Source organism: Streptomyces sp. NPDC050636 (genome assembly GCF_040654775.1).
GTDB lineage: Bacteria > Actinomycetota > Actinomycetes > Streptomycetales > Streptomycetaceae > Streptomyces.
Map to the genome: position 1 here is coordinate 80,864 of NZ_JBFAIP010000026.1, position 16,685 is coordinate 97,548.

The following is a 16,685-nucleotide window of genomic DNA, read 5'->3' on the forward strand; positions in this document are numbered from 1 at the left end:
GGCCATGTCCTTCGTGCAAGCGGCCTTCCTGGGGATCTTCGCCTCCTCGCTGGTGCTCATCATCGGCACGGTCCGGGCGGTCCGGACGACACCATCCGTCAGGCTCGCGGACGCCCCGACCCACGACACGTGGGAGATCGCGTTTCTCGCCGGTGGCCCGGGGCGGGTGGTGGACACCGCGATCGCCGGAATGCATGCGGACGGCCGGCTGACCGTCGGCGGCCCCGGCGTGGTGACCGTACGGCAGGCGCACGCCCGGGACGCGGTCGAGGCGGCGGTGCTGGACACGGTGGCCCGGACGCCCGGCGGGGCGCTGGTCACGCTGCGCGCCCACACGATGCGCAGCCTCGCGGTCCAGGAGATCGGCGACCGGCTGGCGGCCCGCGGTCTGATGCGCCGTCCGGGATTCGGCCAGGGCTGGCGCCGGTTCGCCGGCATTCATGTGAAGGCCTGTGTGGTGGTGCTCCTCGTCGGTGTGCTGCTGACGGTGACGGGAGCCGCCGATGACGCCTGGGACGAGGCGCCGACCATGTTCAGGATTGCGCCCGCGGTCATCGTGGGCGTCATCGTCGGATCGCTCTGCAAGCGGGCGTTCAGCCGTCGGGTGACCAAGGCGGGATTCTTCGCCCTGCGGACCGCCCGTGCCGCCGACGTCCCCGGAGTCATGCGGCCCGTGGGGGTCGTGGTGGCACTCGGCGGTGCGACGCTGATCGCGGACGAGGTGCTGCGGCAGCATCTGGCGGAGGCGCAGCGCGCGACGGCGTCCGCGTCTTCTTCGTCCGCGGCATCCTCCACATCTGGCGGGTCGTCCGGCACCGACTCCGGCTGGGGCTCACCGTTCGACGGGTCGGGCGCCTCGTGGTGCGGCTCCTCCAGCGGCGGCTCCGGATCCGGGTGCGGCAGCTCGTCATGCGGTGGCGGGTCGTCCTGCGGCGGCGGGTCTTCCTGCGGGGGCGGCGGGTCTTCGTGCGGGGGCGGCGGATCGAGCTGCGGCGGCGGCAGCTGACGACCGTACGCCGTCCTCACAGCACGCAGCGATGTGCGGTTCTCTCATCAGTGGGTGGCCCCATCGATTGTGTTAGGCGCCCCAATCGGGGCGGGTGACCTTCCGCTAACCTGACACCACTTCACCTCTGAGAGGGGGGTGGCCCGCTGCACACGGCAACGGGACGCAGCCCCAGAGGTGAGGTGGAGTGATGGGAAAGCCACACCCTTCTCCGAAGGACAAGGAGAAGGTCCGCGAGGTCGCTGGACGGCTCGCGGTCGCGCTCGGGGCTCGTGCCCTGTGGGCGTTGATCGAGAAGCTGTTCAGCGAGCACCTTCGGGGTTGAAGAACCCCGTGCCACACCCTCCGAGGCAACAGAGGCGCAGCCACGCAGCCCATCACTCCGACTGGTCCGGGGCAGGCCCCCTCTCTGCCCCGGCCGGCTGGGCCACGGTCGTCGACCCGGCCCGCTCCTGGCATGGTTCGCGCTGCCGCTGATCCTCACCACCGGTACCTGGGCGACGGCCCGTGTCGAGATCGACCCGTCCGCCACCTGGCCGACCGCGGCGGGCGAACGCCTGCTGCGGCGCGTCGCCGCCGGACACGAGGGGCGCGCCAGGGCCCCGCTCACCACGCTCGCCGTGCACGGCCCCGGAGCCCTCACCGAACCCGCGCTGAGGGCCGCCCTCCACTCTTCTGGGGCATAGCTTCCGACACCGGTCCCAGGTGCTTTACATCGGCAACCACCCCCTCAACTATCCCTTTTGTATGCACACCGTGCGGCCTAGTGGAGTGAGCCTCTCGCCGTGCGCCACGCACCATACGAAGGGACGGCTCGTGAGAGCACTCGCGTTGTACGGCACCATCGGATCGCTGGTCCTGACCGCGCTCGCCACCGCCCCGGCGGACAGCGCCGGCAGGCCTTCCGCCGCCCCCCCTGCCCCCGTTCCGCACCCCGTCGTCTTCGGCAAGTGCGCTCCCGTGGAGAAGCTTCCGGCCAGCGTCGAATGCGGCAAGGTCAGCGTGCCGCTCGACTACGCGCGGCCTGACGGCAAGAAGATCGACCTCACCGTCAGCCGGATCCGGGCCACCGCGCCCAAGGAGCGGCAGGGTGCCCTGATCTTCAATCCCGGCGGTCCCGGTGCGACCAGCATGGATTTCCCGCTCTACGGGGCACTCGCCAAGTGGCGCAAGACCGCCCGCGTCTACGACTTCGTCGGCTACGCGCCGCGCGGTGTCGGCCGCTCTGCGCCGCTCTCCTGCCAGAACCCGGCGGAGTTCGCCAAGACGCCGACCGACAGCCAGCGGCATCCCACCGAGGCGTTCAAGCGGAAGAAGGTGGCGCAGGCGAAGGCGTACGCGCGCGGGTGCGCGCGTAACGCGGGCGCCGACCTGCCCTTCTACAACTCGGTCAACAACGCCCGCGACCTGGACATGATCCGGGCCGCCCTGGGCGAGAAGAAGCTGACGTTCATGGGGGCCTCGTACGGAACCTACTTCGGTGCCGTCTACGCCACGCTGTTCCCCGGCCATGTCCGCCGGATGGTCTTCGACAGCGTCGTCAACCCCGACCCCAGCCAGATCTGGTACACCAACAACCTCGACCAGAACATCGCCTTCGAGCGACGCTGGGGCAGCTGGCTGAAGTGGGTCGCCAAGCACCATGCCAGATACCGCCTCGGCACGACGCCGAAGGCGGTGCAGCGCTCGTACGACAAGGCCGTCAAGCGGATCCGCCGCGCGCCCGTCAACGGCAAGATCGGCCCGGCCCAGCTACAGGCGGCGTACCTCAAGACCGGCTACAACGACGCGTACTGGCCGCTGCGCGCCGAGGCGCTCTCGGGGTATCTGCACGGCAATCCCAAGCCGCTGATCGCCCAGGCGTTGCCCAAGCCCGGCGGCGCCCAGGAAGAGGAGAACAGCAACGCCGTCTACACCGCCGTCGAGTGCAATGACGCTCCCTGGCCGCGCGACTGGCGCACCTGGGACCGCGACAACACGCGGGTCGCGCAGGTGGCACCGTTCGAGACCTGGGACAACGCCTGGATGAATCTGCCCTGCGCCTTCTGGCCGGAGCGGTCGGAGTCGGCCGCGGCCGGACTCGACCACGCGATCAACAGGGCGACCGACGACATCCTCGGGTACGGCGCCGGCAGCGACGACGCCGGTGACGGTCTGGTCAACGCCACCAGCCAAGCGGCCGCGACCGGGCTCGACGACACGTTGCACGGCGGGCCCAGCCCCCTCGACATCCAGACGGCGCCCGGTGCGCTGCCCCCGGTGCTGCTGCTGGCGGCCGAGCTGGACGCGGCGACGCCGTATCCGGGTGCGCTGAACCTGCAGCGGCGGCTGCACGGCTCGTCGCTGGTCACCGAGAAGGGGGCCGGCACGCACGGCATCGCGCTCAGCGACAACGCCTGCGTCAACAAGTACACGGAGGCGTATCTGCTGGGCGGGAAGGTCCCGGGTCACCGTGTGTACTGCGCGCCGCGCAAGGAACCGCTGCCGGGCGACCCGGCGAAGCGGAAGAAGTAGCCGGAGAAGCGCGGCCGGAAACAGCGACGGGCCGTCCCCCAGGGGACGGCCCGTCATGCTGCGCGGGTCAGGCCAGACCGGCGACCAGCTCGGAGACCGGCTTCCGCCGCCCCGTGTAGAACGGGATCTCCTCGCGGACGTGCTGACGCGCTTCGGAGGCGCGCAGGTGACGCATCAGGTCCACGATCCGGTAGAGGTCATTGGCCTCGAACGCCAGGATCCACTCGTAGTCGCCCAGCGAGAACGACGGCACCGTGTTGGCGCGGACATCCGGGAAGCCGCGGGCCATCTTGCCGTGGTCGGCGAGCATCCGGCGGCGGTCCTCGTCGGGGAGGAGGTACCAGTCGTAGGAGCGCACGAAGGGGTAGACGCTCACGTAGTCGCGGGGGGTCTCATCGGCCAGGAAGGCGGGGATGTGCGACTTGTTGAACTCGGCGGGGCGGTGCAGCGCCATGTTCGACCACACCGGCTCCAGCGCACGGCCGAGACGGGTGCGGCGGAAGAGGTTGTACGCCTCCTGGAGGGCGTCCGAGCTCTCCGAGTGCCACCAGATCATGAGGTCGGCGTCGGCGCGCAGGCCGGACACGTCGTAGGTACCGCGCACGACGACGTCCTTGGCGGCGAGCTGGGCGAACAGCTCCTCGACCTCGTCGGCGTAACCGCTGCGGTCCTCCGGGAGGACGTCGCGCAGCTTGAACACCGACCAGAGGGTGTAGCGAATGACCTCGTTGAGGTCCTTCGCCTTCTTTCCGGCGTTCGGGGACTTCTCGGATGCGGGGGCGGAAGCGTCTGTCATGTCATCCATTCTCACTCGCCGCCTGCAGCGTCCGGCGCCAGGGTGGCGAGGATGTCGTCGGCGGCGCGGCGCGCGGAGCCGATGCAGGCCGGGATGCCGACACCGTCGTAGACCGCGCCGCACACCCGCAGGGCACCGGGCATCCGGGCGACCGCGTCACGGATCCTGGCCACCCGCTCCAGATGGCCGACGGCGTACTGCGGCAGGCCGCCGTTCCAGCGGGTGACCGTGCTCGCGACGGGCCGGGCCCGCAGGCCGACCGCCGCACCGAGGTCGGCGAGCGAGAGATCGACCAGTTCGGCGTCGTCGCGCTTGAGGTCGGCGTCGTCCTCGTACCGGCCGAGGGAGGTGCGCAGCACGAAGAGGTCCGGGTCGGCGTCCCCGATCCAGCCCCACTTGTGGCTGGCGAACGTCGAGGCCTTGATCCGGTGTCCGTCGACGGGCGGTACGAGGAAGCCGCTGCCGTTGGGGATGCTGCCCAGGTCGGAGCGGCGGAAGGCCATGGTGACCAGCGCCATCGAGGCATAGTCGACGGTGTCCAGCTCGGTGGCGGCGGCCGGGCAGTCGTGGCGGAGGATGCCGGCCGCAGTGCGCGCCGGGGCGGCGACGACGACCGCGTCGGCCTCCAGATCCCAGTCCTCGACGTGGACCTCCCACCCTCCCCGCTCTTCGCCGACCCACCGCACCTCGCGCACGCCGGTGTTCAGGTAGATCTCGCCGCCTCCGGCCCGTACGGCATCGGCCACCGCTCCCGGCAGCGTCCCGATGCCGCCGTCGATGCCCATGAAGATTGAATTGTTGTTGGCGGGGCCGGTCGCGGTGGGACCGATCTCGTGTACCGCGGCGGCGGACCGCGCCTGGATGGCTCGTACGCCGTCCAGCAGCGAGCGGTTGGTCCGTGCGGCCTCGAAGAGCTGCGGGACGGCGGCTCGCATCGAGATGCGGTACGCGTCACCCGCGTACACCCCGCCCAGCAGGGGCTCGACGAGCCGGTCGACGACCTCGCGGCCGAGGCGCCGGGCGACATAGTCGCCGACCGCGACGTCCTCGCCGAGCTCGGTGCGCGGCAGCGTCTCGTCCTCGGCGATCCGCGCCAGACCCGCCGGGGAGATCACTCCGGACGCGGCGAGCAGACCGAGGTCCCCGGGGACGCCCATGACATGCCCCTTGGGCATCGGGCACAGCGCGTCGCGGGTCCACAGGGACGCGGAGGCGGTGGTGGGCGGCTGCAGCCGGTCGCCGAGTCCGACGGCGCGCGCGAGGTCCACCGCCTCCGGCCGCCTGGCCAGCATCGATTCGGCGCCGAGGTCGACGGGTACACCCGCGATCTCGCCCGCGCGCAACTTACCGCCGAGCCGGTCCGATTCCTCCAGGATGCTCACCCGGACACCGCCATCGAGCAGGCGGTGCGCCGCCGCCAGTCCCGAGATGCCGCCACCGATGACGACCACATGAGGGACGGTGCCGGGCGCCCGGCCCGTACTGGTTTGCGCAGCGCTCATGTCCCCACTCTCTCAGAGCCCGGAATTCCGCCGGATCCGGGAGGGGATTCGGGGCAGGGTCGGGGCGGAGTCCATGCGGAGTCCTGACCGTGACCGCATCGCGACCCGCGGACGGCAACCCGTCGCCCCCGGGCGGCGTCGAACGGGCAACAACATCACGCCACTTCGAGGGGGACGGGTCATGCGGGGAACAGGACGAATGCGGGAAGTACGGGCCGGGCGCGCCACACGGGGCCGTCGGGGTGCGGCGGCCGGGGTGCTGCTCGCGGCGTCGCTGGCGGTCGCCGGGTGCGGTGCGTCGGGCGGCGAGCACACAGCGGCCGACTCGATGGCCGACAAGGGGGCGGCCGCGCCGACAAGGGCGCCGGGCAGCGGATTCCAGCAGGGCGGGCAGTTGGCCGGCGACGAAGGGCGGAACGGCGGAGCTACGGGGGAGAGCGCCCCGGGACAGCCGAAGGCGGCGAAGATCGCGCCCGCCCAGATCATCCGGACCGCCACGGTCACCGTGGAGACCAAAGAGGTGCCGGAGGCGCTGGCCAAGGCGCGTACGGCGGTGGACGGCGTGGGCGGCTATGTCGGCGACGAGACCACCGACCGGGACGCCGAGGGCCACGACCGGTCGCGGCTGGTGCTGCGGGTGCCGCCGAAGGAGTACGACGCGGTGCTGGGCCGGCTGTCGCGGCTCGGCAAACTCGCCTCGCGGGAGGTCTCCGCGAAGGACGTCACCGACCAGGTGGTGGACATCGACAGCCGCATCAAATCCCAGCGGGCGAGCGTGTCACGCGTCCGGGAGCTGATGGAGAAGGCCACGACCATCAGCGACGTCGTTTCTCTGGAGTCCGAGCTCCACACCCGTGAGGCGAACCTGGAGTCGCTGGAGGCCCAGCTGGCGTCGCTCAAGGAGCGGACGGGGATGGCCAGCATCACCCTGGTGCTGCGGCAGCCGGACGCCGCCCCGGAGAAGAAGCCGGACGACCCGACGTCGTTCGGGGACGCGCTGTCCGGCGGCTGGCACGCCTTCACGGCGGCGGTGCGGTGGCTGCTGGTGATCATCGGCGCGGTGCTGCCGTTCGCCGCGGCCGGCGCCCTCCTGTACGGGCTGTGGCGGCTGATCCGCAACCGGCTGCCGGCGGGGCTCCGTACCCGACGGAGGGCGATCGGCGGCAGCGCCCCGAAGGCGGCGGAGCCGGCAAAGACAGCGAAGACAGCGGAACCGACGAACGGCTCCGACGGAACCGCCGCCCCCACCGCATCAGGGGCATCGGACGCCCCCGAAGCCGCCCATCCCTCTGAAGCCCCGGAAGGTGACCGAGGACCCCGTTGACAGCGGGGAGCGGCGGGCAAAGACTCGGGGCGGGCGGCAGCGATCTTCGCGCCGCCGCCCGCCCACCTCCAAGCCGGGACAGCGAGCACAGCGAGGACACAGCCTGATGACCGACCGACACGTACGGGATGTCTACATCGTCGATGCCGTACGGACCCCCGTCGGCAAATACGGCGGCGCCCTGGCCGGAATCCGCCCCGACGACCTGGCCGCCCATGTGGTCAGGGCCCTGGTGGACCGCACCCCCGAGCTGGACCCCGCCCGGATCGACGATGTCTGCTTCGGTGATGCGAACGGCGCGGGCGAGGACAACCGGAATGTCGCCCGGATGGCCGTACTGCTGGCGGGACTGCCGGTCACCGTCCCCGGCGTGACCGTCAACCGCCTGTGCGGCTCGGGCCTGGAGGCGGTCATCCAGGCCGCCCGCGCCATCGCGCACGGCGATGCGCATATCGCGGTGGCGGGCGGCGTGGAGTCGATGAGCCGCGCGCCGTACGTCCTCCGCAAGCCCGAGCGGGCCTTCCCCGCGGGCCATCAGGAGATGTACTCCTCGACGCTGGGCTGGCGGATGGTCAATCCGCGGATGCGCCCCGAGTGGACGGTCGCCCTGGGCGAGGGCGCCGAGCAGATCGCCGACCAGCACGGCATCACCCGCGAGCAGCAGGATGTGTTCGCGCTGGCCAGCCACCAGAAGGCGGTACGCGCCTGGCGGGAGGGCGGCTACGACGCGGAGGTGGTGCCGCTTCCGGGTGTGGAGCTCGAACGGGACGAGACGATCCGGGAAGCCTCCTCCCTGGAGTCGCTGTCCAAGCTGAAGCCGGTGTTCCGTACGGCCGGAGGTACGGTCACCGCGGGGAACTCCTCGCCGCTCAACGACGGCGCGGCCGCGCTGCTGCTGGTCGACGAGGAGGGCCTGCGGGCCACCGGGCGCGAACCGCTGGCCCGTATCCGCGCGAGCGCGGTGACCGGCGTCGAGCCGCAGCTGTTCGGTCTCGGCCCGGTGGAGGCCGTACGGCGCGCGCTGGACCGGTCCGGTCGCGGCTTCGGCGAGGTGGCGACGTTCGAACTCAATGAGGCGTTCGCGGCCCAGGCGTTGGGCTGCCTCGGCCAGTGGCCCGACCTCGACCCGTCCGTGGTGAACCCGCGTGGCGGCGCCATCGCCATCGGCCATCCCCTGGGCGCTTCCGGCGCCCGTCTCGCGGGGTCGGTGGCCCACCAACTCGCCGCACTGGGCTCGGGGACGGGGCTGGCGGCGCTGTGCATCGGCGTGGGGCAGGGCCTCGCCCTCGTCCTGGAGCGTTAGGGCCGGTCCGATGGGTCATGGCCCGGCCGTGACCCATCGGACGGGCTCCAGGCCGTCCGCGCGGGCACAGCGGAATACTCCTCCCGGCCTGGGCGTTGTGGCCCCACAGGGGGCCGCCGCGCCCCCTAGGGGATCTCCCCCAGCGCAACCACCCACTCCGCCGGCATCCGCAGTACGCGTCGGCGGCACCTGGCCGGTCCTGTCGCGCACCCGCCCGTCTGCCCGCTCACCCCCTTTCCCGTATACGTGGCAGCGCCGTCCTCCCCGCGGTTGAATGAGCCCCACTCGTTCATTCCTCAACTGTTTTCCTTTGACCGGAGGTTGGCCCGATGCCCCTGCTCGATCCGAAGGACTGGCTGTCCCTGCACGGCGGCGAGGCCAAGGCCGTGGAGCCCGCGACGGGCGAGGCGCTGGGCACCTTCACACTGGCCGACCCCTCCGATGTCGAGCAGGCCGCGATCGGCGCCGCACGCGCCCAGCGGGACTGGGCCGGCAGGCCGTATTCGGAGCGTGCCGCGGTGCTGCGCCGGGCCGGCGACCTGATCCAGCGGTACGAGCCGGAGATCGCCGAGTGGATCATCCGCGAGTCCGGCAGCATCCGGGGCAAGGCCGACTTCGAGGTCCGCACCGCGACCGAGGAGTGCTACGAGGCCGCCGCGCTCGCCCACCGCCCGATCGGCCAGGTACTCCCCTCCTCCGCGCCCCGCCTCTCCTACACGAGCCGGGTGCCGGCCGGCGTCGTCGGCGTGATCTCTCCGTTCAACGCCCCGCTGGTGCTCGGCATCAGATCCCTCGCGCCGGCCCTCGCCCTCGGCAACGCCGTCGTCCTCAAACCCGACCCTCGTACGGCGATCTGCGGCGGCCATGTCCTGACGGCGGTCTTCGCGGAGGCCGGGCTGCCCGAGGGACTGCTGCACGTCCTGCCGGGCGGCGCGGAGACCGGCCGGACGCTGATCGAGGATCCGCGTGTCCGCCTCATCTCGTTCACCGGCTCGACCGCCGCGGGCCGCAGCGTCGGCGCCCTGGCAGCGAGCCATCTCAAACGCGCCCACCTGGAGTTGGGTGGCAACAGCGCGTTCCTCGTCCTGGAGGACGCCGATCTGGACGCCGCGATGTCAACCGCCGCCTGGGCGTCCTTCTTCCACCAGGGCCAGGTGTGCATGACCGCGGGCCGGCATCTCGTTCATGCCTCTCTCTACGACGAGTACGTGGCGCGGCTGGCGGCCAAGGCGGACGCACTGGCCGTCGGCGACCCGTTCCGCGAGCAGGTGCACCTCGGCCCGGTCATCGACCGCGGCCAGCTCGACAAGATCGACGAGCTGGTACGGAGCAGCGCCGCGGCCGGCGTACGGATCGCCGCCGGCGGCACCCACCGCGACCTCTTCTACCGTCCGACGGTGCTCGCCGACGCGGGCGCCGACTCCGGGTCGGGGCCCGGCTCGGTGGGCGCGTCCGCCGCCTACGCCCTGGAGGTCTTCGGCCCGGTGGCCCCGGTGCGCGCTTTCCACACGCTCGACGAGGCCGTCGAGCTGGCGAACGACTCCGCCTACGGCCTCGCGCTCGGGATCGTCACCCGTGACCCGGCCCGCGCCCTGGACCTGGCCGACCGCATCCCCACCGGCCTCGTCCACATCAACGACCAGACGGTCAACGACGAACCCGTCGCGGCTTTCGGCGGCCTCGCCGACTCCGGCACCGGCTCGCGCTTCGGCGGCGAGGCCAACCTCGACGCGTTCACCGAAACCCGCTGGACGACGGTGCGCGCCACGCCCGCCGCGTACCCGTTCTAGAGCCTGTCCGATGGGTCATGGCCGGGCCGGCGGCGCCTGGCACGGTTTCCGACCCTGACCCCCATCGGACAGACCCTAGGGCCCGGTCAGGGGTCCATCAGGGCGTTCTTCAGGGGAATTCCTGACGCGGCGGCACACTGCGAGACCTACCGTTACGAATCAAGACGCCGTGAACAGCACGCATCACGAACTGCCCGCGGCGTGGCGAGACCTGACGAAGGGGTGGACGCATGACAGCGGAGCGGCTGGTGGTCGTCGGTGGCGACGCGGCGGGGATGGCTGCCGCATCGCAGGCGCGGCGGCTGAGGAAGCCCGATGAGCTGGAGATCGTCGCCTTCGAGCGCAGCCATTTCACCTCGTACTCCGCCTGCGGCATCCCGTATTGGGTCGGCGGTGTGGTCGACGGCCCCGATGCCCTGATCGCCCGTTCGGCGGAGGAGCACCGCGCCCGCGATATCGATCTGCGGATGCGTACCGAGGTCACCGAACTCGACCTGGACCGCGGCCGGGTGCACACCCGGGAACTGGACAACGGCGGCCGGGAGTCATGGACCGGATTCGACAAGCTGGTGCTGGCCACCGGCGCCCGCCCGAGGCGCCCCCCGCTGCCGGGGATCGACGCGCCCGGTGTGCACGGGGTGCAGACCCTCGACGACGGCCAGGCCTTGCTGGCCACTCTCGACGCCACCGAGGGCCGGCGCGCCGTGGTCGTCGGCGCGGGCTATATCGGCGTCGAGATGGCGGAGGCGCTGATCCGCCGTGGCTACGAGGTCACCGTCCTGGAACAGAGCGAGCAGCCGATGTCCACCCTCGATCCGGACATGGGTGCGCTCGTCCATACGGCGATGTGCAGACTGGGCATCGAGACGGTGCGCGGCGCGACCGTCACCGAGGTGCTGACCGGTGCGGCCGGGCGGGCCCGCGCGGTCGCCACCGAGGACGCCGAATACCCGGCGGACGTGGTCGTCCTGGGCATGGGCGTACAGCCCGAGACGACCCTCGCCGCCGCTGCCGGGCTTCCCCTCGGCGAGTCCGGCGGGCTGCTCACCGACCTCGCGATGCGGGTACGCGGCCAGGACGCCGTATGGGCGGGCGGCGACTGTGTCGAGGTCCTGGACCTGGTCTCGGGGCACACCCGGCATATCGCACTGGGCACCCACGCCAACAAGCACGGCCAGGTCATCGGCTCCAACGTGGGCGGCGGCTATGCCACCTTCCCCGGTGTCGTCGGCACGGCCGTCAGCAAGGTCTGCGATCTGGAGATCGCCCGCACCGGGCTGCTCGAACGCCATGCGCGCGCCGCCGGCCTGCGGTTCGTCACGGTGACCATCGAGTCCACCAATCAGGCCGGCTACTACCCCGGCGCCCGCCCGATGCACGTCAAGATGCTCGCCGAGCGCCGCACGGGCCGGCTGCTCGGTGTGCAGATCGTCGGGCACGAGGGCGCGGGGAAGAGGGTGGACATCGCGGCCGTCGCGCTCACGGCGGGAATGACCGTGGAACAGATGACCACCCTCGACCTGGGTTACGCCCCGCCGTTCTCCCCGGTCTGGGACCCGGTCCTGGTCGCGGCCCGCAAGGCGACGGCGGCGATACGGGCAGCGGGGATGTGATCGGGCGGGGCGTGATCCGGGTGAGGGTCCCCGGGGAGCCCGTGTGGTCAGCGGGGAGGCCCCGCCCTCAGCGCGCCGTCTGCTCGTGTACGTACTCGACGAGGCGGGTCAGCGACTCCGGGTCGGTGTTGGGCAGGACGCCGTGGCCGAGGTTGAAGATATGGCCTTCCAGGCCGGCGGCCGCGTCGAGGACCTCGCGGGCCTTGGTCTCCACCGCCTCGCGCGGGGCGAAGAGGACGGCCGGGTCGATGTTGCCCTGGAGTGCCTTGCCGGGGCCGACACGGCGGGCCGCCTCGTTCAGCGGGACGCGCCAGTCGACGCCGACGACATCGGCGCCCGCCTCGCCCATCAGGCCGAGGAGTTCACCGGTGCCGACGCCGAAGTGGATGCGCGGGACACCGTAGGACGCGACCGCGTCGAAGACCTTGGCGGAGGCCGGCATCACGGAGCGGCGGTAGTCGGCGGGCGCGAGCGCGCCGACCCAGGAGTCGAAGAGCTGGACGGCGCTCGCCCCGGCCTCGATCTGCACCTTGAGGAAGGCGGCGGTGATCTCCGCGAGGCGGTCCAGGAGGTCGGCCCACAGCTGCGGGTCGCCGTACATGAGCGCCTTGGTGTGCTCGTGGTTACGGGACGGGCCGCCCTCGACGAGGTAGCTGGCGAGGGTGAAGGGCGCGCCGGCGAAGCCGATGAGGGGGGTGGTGCCCAGTTCGCGGACGAGCATCCCGATGGCCTCGGTGACGTACGAGACATCACCGGGCTCCAGGTCGCGCAGCTGCTTCAGGTCGGCGCGGGTGCGGATCGGGTTCTCGACGACCGGTCCGACGCCGGGCTTGATGTCGAGGTCGATACCGATGGCCTTGAGGGGGACGACGATGTCGCTGAAGTAGATGGCGGCGTCGACGTTGTGGCGGCGCACCGGCTGGAGGGTGATCTCGGTGACCAGCTCGGGGCGCATGCAGGAGTCGAGCATCGCGATGCCCTCGCGGACCTTGCGGTACTCGGGCAGTGAGCGCCCGGCCTGGCGCATGAACCACACCGGCGTGTGCGGCACCGGCTCGCGTCGGCAGGCCTTGAGGAATGCCGAGTCGTGTGTAGCGGTCTGTTGGCCCGTGATCGGGGTCTCCCCTGCTCGAACGGAGTGGAGAGCTTGGGGAAGGTCGTTGGCACTCACGCCCCAATCTTCGCATGCGCACGGGGGGCGTCGTTAAGGTCCTGTCGTTCGCCGGCAGGGCGGGGAGGGGGTGCCTCCTGGACGGCATCTGACGGGGCCTGGGGGAGGAAGTTTCCGGGCGCCTCCGAGGGCACCTCCGAATGGGCGACGCGCGCACCGGGTGTCCTCCCGGGATGACGGCCTCCTTCCGCCTAACCTTCCGGGCATGGCTGCGGCTCAAGAACACCTCGTGGACAGCGCGGACGAGACCCCGATCCCCTTCCGTCAGGCGGTCGAGGCGCTCCGCGCGGCACGGCTGCGGCCGGAGATCGAGATCGACCCGACGCCGGCGCCGAAACGGCTCGCCCCGTTCGCGTACGCGCTGGAGGCGGCGGTCGTCGAGCGCGCGTCGGCACCGGGCGACGAGGACAGGGATCTGGCGGACGGGCGGCTGGTGCTGCTCCACAACCCGGCCGGGCATGAGGCCTGGCAGGGCACGTTCCGTGTGGTGACGCTGGCGCGGGCGGAGCTGGAGCCGGAGATGGGCGCCGATCCGCTGCTGCCGGAGGTGTCCTGGTCGTGGCTGACGGGTGCGCTGGAGGCTCGCGGGGTGCGGTACGGCGAGCCGAGCGGCACGGTGACGCGGGCCGGCTCGTACTACTTCGGTGGGCTGTCGGCGCGGGAGCCGGCGACGCAGATCGAGATCCGGGCGTCGTGGACGCCGGCCGAGGGTCCGGGCGGGGTGCCGGATCTGGCGGCGCATCTGTCGGCGTGGTGCGATCTGCTGTGCCAGGTCGCGGGTCTGCCGCCGGCGACGCTGGACGCGCCGCCGCGCGGTGGCGGTGTCGTACCGCTGCCGCAGCGCCGGGGCCCGCAGCCCCGCTGAGCGCCTGACGTGCGGGCTCGGGCCCGCAGCCGCCGCCGAGCGCCGGATGTCCCGGTCCGGCCGGCGTTCGCCGGCGCCGGGCGCACCGACAGGCTCTGAGCGCCTACGACAACGCCTGATCACGTTCGCGCGTCAACCGTGCTCTTCGCGCACCGTCCATGAAGGGTTCCGGGCGACATCGCGTCATCACATACGTCTCTGTTCACCTCTGTGGTCACTCGATGCTCAGCTCTGATCGACCACGCGTCCGATTTGCCCGAATTGCCCCTAACTAAATCGTGATCAAACTCTAAAGTCCCGCCCGATTGCTGCCGAAGAGGTCAGTGACCCTTCAAACACGGATCATTCCGACGCTCCCAAGTCGGCTTCCGTCCCCCCCGCCACTCCCCCCAGGAGGCCCGGTGTCTGTTCTCCTCGAGCAACCTTCGAGCCTGGTCGCCTACCGCCCGAACAAGCCGACGGCCATGGTCGTCGTGGCCGACCCTCGCGTCCGCTCCACCGTCACCCGCCACCTGTGGGCCCTCGGAGTACGTGACGTGATCGAGGCGTCGTCCATCGCGGAGGCCCGTCCCCGCGTCGGCAACCCGCGCGACATCTGCGTTGCCGACGTCCACCTTCCCGACGGCTCCGGCCTCACGCTCCTCTCCGAGACGCGGGCGGCCGGCTGGCCCAACGGCCTCGCCCTGTCCGCCGCCGACGACATCGGCGCCGTACGCAATGCCCTCGCCGGCGGCGTCAAGGGCTACGTCGTCACCGGCACCCGCACCAACCTCGGCCTCCCGGGCCGGCCGGGCGCCGCCCCCATCGGCGCCAACGCCGCCCGAATGCAGCGCCGCCCTCCCGGCGCCCCCGGCCACCCGGGCGGCTACCGCGAGCTGTCGGGCCGTGAGGTCGAGGTATTGCGGCTGGTGGCGGAGGGCCAGTCCAACAAGGCCATCGGCGTCTCGATGGGGCTGTCGGCGCTGACCGTCAAAAGCCACCTCGCCCGCATCGCACGCAAGCTCGGCACCGGCGACCGGGCCGGAATGGTGGCGGTCGCCCTGCGCACCGGCATCATCCACTGACCCGTTCAGCGGCACTTACACAAAGCCGGATCGCCCGTCGAGGGATCGTTCCCTCGACGGGCGACGTCCATACACAGATACCCTTGACTGGTGACCGACGCCCAAAAGACCGCAGCAGACACGACACTGCGAGCAGCCGGAGATGCTCCTCCGGATCTCGAACCGGCGCCGGTACCGCTATTGGAGCCCCGCGAAGGCATCCCCTCGGTGACCGCCACGGACGAGGCGCTCGCCGAGATCGTGGCCGCCTTCGCGGCCGGCACCGGTCCGGTCGCCGTGGACGCCGAACGTGCCTCCGGCTACCGCTACGGCCAGCGCGCCTACCTCGTCCAGCTGCGCCGCGAGGGCGCCGGCAGCGTCCTGGTCGACCCGGTCGGCTGCCCCGACCTGTCGGCGCTCGGCGACGCGATCGACGACGCCGAGTGGGTCCTGCACGCCGCCACCCAGGACCTGCCGTGTCTGCGTGACATAGGAATGGTCCCCACCCGGCTCTTCGACACCGAGCTGGCCGGACGGCTGGCCGGGTTCGCCCGGGTCGGCCTGGGCGCGATGGTCGAGAACGTCCTCGGCTTCGCCCTGGAGAAGGGCCACTCCGCCGTCGACTGGTCCACCCGCCCGCTGCCCGAGCCGTGGCTGCGCTATGCCGCGCTCGACGTCGAGCTGCTGGTGGATCTGCGCGACGCGCTGGAGGAGGAGCTGGAGCGGCAGGGGAAGCTGGAGTGGGCCCGACAGGAATTCGCGGCCATCGCCGCCGCTCCCCCGCCGCCGCCCCGCAAGGACCCCTGGCGCCGTACGTCCGGAATGCACAAGGTGCGCCGGCGCCGCCAGATGGCGGTCGTACGGGAGCTGTGGACGGCCCGGGACCAGGTCGCCCAGCGGCGCGATGTCTCGCCGGGCAAGGTGCTCGGTGACGGCGCGATCGTGGAGGCGGCGCTGAATCTGCCGCCGAACAGCCACGCGCTCGCCGCGCTGCCCGGCTTCGGCCACCGCATGGGCCGGCGCCAGCTGGAGCAGTGGCAGGCCGCCGTGGACCGCGCCCGGGCGCTGCCGGACAGCGAGCTGCCGCAGCCCGGACAGCCGCTCAACGGACCGCCGCCGCCCCGCTCCTGGGCCGACAAGGACCCGGTCGCCGCGGCCCGGCTGTCGGCCGCCCGTGCGGCGGTGACCACGCTCGCCGAGAGCCTGAACCTCCCCCAGGAGAACTTGATCACCCCGGACACGGTGCGCCGGCTGTGCTGGGAGCCGCCGGCCGAGCCGACGCTGGAGAAGGTCGCCGAGGTCCTTACGGGGCACGGCGCGCGCCCCTGGCAGATCGAGCAGGTCGCACCGATCCTCGCCGAGGCGCTGACGGCGAACGACGGCTGACGGTCCGCTGCGCTTGGTCTGGGCCGACTTGGTTCCCGCCGTCTTTGGCCGTCCCGCCGTGGGGGTTTCTCGCCGTTGCGCCTGCGGCGGGCGTGGGCTTTACGGGTGCGGTGACGGGCCTCCGGACTTCGTCCTGCGGCCCGTCCCCTCCCGTGGGGGGGGGTGGTAGGGGCCGGTGGGGGCGGACGTCTCGTGAACAGTGACGGTGGTCTACGCCCACAGGGTGCACGTGATCACTTACGTGCACCCCCACCGTCTTTCACCACCCACCCACGGGAGGGGCCGGACCGCAGGACGGAGTCCGGAGGTCCGGCACCGCGGCCGAACAGCCCCGCGCAGCGGAAAAACAGCCCACCGCACGCACAACGGCGG

Annotated in this window: 13 protein-coding genes; 10 read left to right on the plus strand and 3 right to left on the minus strand. The window is 71.9% G+C overall.

Annotated features, from left to right (window positions below; all coding sequences use genetic code 11):
* Window positions 1-4: 4 nt before the first annotated feature.
* The 3 genes from AB0I10_RS20690 (at window position 5) to AB0I10_RS20700 (ending at window position 3,520) form a co-directional block, all read left to right on the plus strand.
* Window positions 5-1,006, plus strand: coding sequence for a TIGR04222 domain-containing membrane protein (locus tag AB0I10_RS20690; RefSeq protein ID WP_363153980.1), 1,002 nt, complete (start codon window positions 5-7; stop codon window positions 1,004-1,006).
* 190 nt (window positions 1,007-1,196) lie between these two features.
* Entirely contained in the window at window positions 1,197-1,331 is a 135-nt protein-coding gene (locus AB0I10_RS20695; protein ID WP_363153981.1) for a hypothetical protein, read from the plus strand.
* Window positions 1,332-1,822: 491 nt separating this feature from the next.
* Window positions 1,823-3,520 carry an alpha/beta hydrolase gene (locus AB0I10_RS20700; RefSeq protein WP_363153982.1) on the plus strand — a complete coding sequence of 566 codons (1,698 nt, stop codon included), beginning with the start codon at window positions 1,823-1,825 and terminating at the stop codon, window positions 3,518-3,520.
* 67 nt (window positions 3,521-3,587) lie between these two features.
* Here AB0I10_RS20700 and hemQ read toward each other — a convergent pair whose 3' ends face one another.
* Together hemQ and hemG are read right to left on the minus strand one after the other, a co-directional pair.
* Window positions 3,588-4,325, minus strand: coding sequence for a hydrogen peroxide-dependent heme synthase (hemQ, locus tag AB0I10_RS20705; RefSeq protein WP_363153983.1), 738 nt, complete (start codon window positions 4,323-4,325; stop codon window positions 3,588-3,590).
* Between the two features lie 2 nt (window positions 4,326-4,327).
* On the minus strand, window positions 4,328-5,818 hold the full coding sequence (gene hemG, locus AB0I10_RS20710; RefSeq protein ID WP_363153984.1) for a protoporphyrinogen oxidase: 1,491 nt from the start codon (window positions 5,816-5,818) through the stop codon (window positions 4,328-4,330).
* A 199-nt stretch (window positions 5,819-6,017) separates the two neighbouring features.
* Between hemG and AB0I10_RS20715 the strand changes: the two genes are divergently transcribed.
* The 4 genes from AB0I10_RS20715 to AB0I10_RS20730 all read left to right on the plus strand — a co-directional run bounded on the left by AB0I10_RS20715 (window position 6,018) and on the right by AB0I10_RS20730 (window position 11,848).
* Window positions 6,018-7,142 (plus strand): DUF4349 domain-containing protein, encoded by a 1,125-nt coding sequence (locus tag AB0I10_RS20715; protein WP_363153985.1) that lies wholly within the window; start codon window positions 6,018-6,020, stop codon window positions 7,140-7,142.
* A gap of 106 nt (window positions 7,143-7,248) precedes the next feature.
* Window positions 7,249-8,445, plus strand: a complete 1,197-nt coding sequence (locus AB0I10_RS20720) for a thiolase family protein (RefSeq protein ID WP_363153986.1) — start codon at window positions 7,249-7,251, stop codon at window positions 8,443-8,445.
* Between the two features lie 329 nt (window positions 8,446-8,774).
* On the plus strand, window positions 8,775-10,235 hold the full coding sequence (locus AB0I10_RS20725) for a benzaldehyde dehydrogenase (protein ID WP_363153987.1): 1,461 nt from the start codon (window positions 8,775-8,777) through the stop codon (window positions 10,233-10,235).
* 230 nt (window positions 10,236-10,465) lie between these two features.
* Window positions 10,466-11,848: an FAD-dependent oxidoreductase gene (locus tag AB0I10_RS20730; RefSeq protein ID WP_363153988.1), complete on the plus strand. Its 1,383-nt coding sequence runs from the start codon at window positions 10,466-10,468 to the stop codon at window positions 11,846-11,848.
* 67 nt (window positions 11,849-11,915) lie between these two features.
* Here the strand turns inward: AB0I10_RS20730 and hemE are convergent, their stop codons facing one another.
* Window positions 11,916-12,962: a uroporphyrinogen decarboxylase gene (gene hemE / locus AB0I10_RS20735; RefSeq protein WP_363153993.1), complete on the minus strand. Its 1,047-nt coding sequence runs from the start codon at window positions 12,960-12,962 to the stop codon at window positions 11,916-11,918.
* A gap of 262 nt (window positions 12,963-13,224) precedes the next feature.
* Here hemE and AB0I10_RS20740 point away from each other — a divergent pair, with 262 nt between their 5' ends.
* The 3 genes from AB0I10_RS20740 (at window position 13,225) to AB0I10_RS20750 (ending at window position 16,313) form a co-directional block, all read left to right on the plus strand.
* On the plus strand, window positions 13,225-13,884 hold the full coding sequence (locus AB0I10_RS20740) for a DUF3000 domain-containing protein (RefSeq protein WP_363153989.1): 660 nt from the start codon (window positions 13,225-13,227) through the stop codon (window positions 13,882-13,884).
* A 401-nt stretch (window positions 13,885-14,285) separates the two neighbouring features.
* On the plus strand, window positions 14,286-14,948 hold the full coding sequence (locus AB0I10_RS20745; protein ID WP_016573641.1) for a response regulator transcription factor: 663 nt from the start codon (window positions 14,286-14,288) through the stop codon (window positions 14,946-14,948).
* 90 nt (window positions 14,949-15,038) lie between these two features.
* Complete coding sequence (locus AB0I10_RS20750; RefSeq protein ID WP_363153990.1) at window positions 15,039-16,313, plus strand: ribonuclease D; 1,275 nt, start codon at window positions 15,039-15,041, stop codon at window positions 16,311-16,313.
* Window positions 16,314-16,685 lie beyond the last annotated feature (372 nt).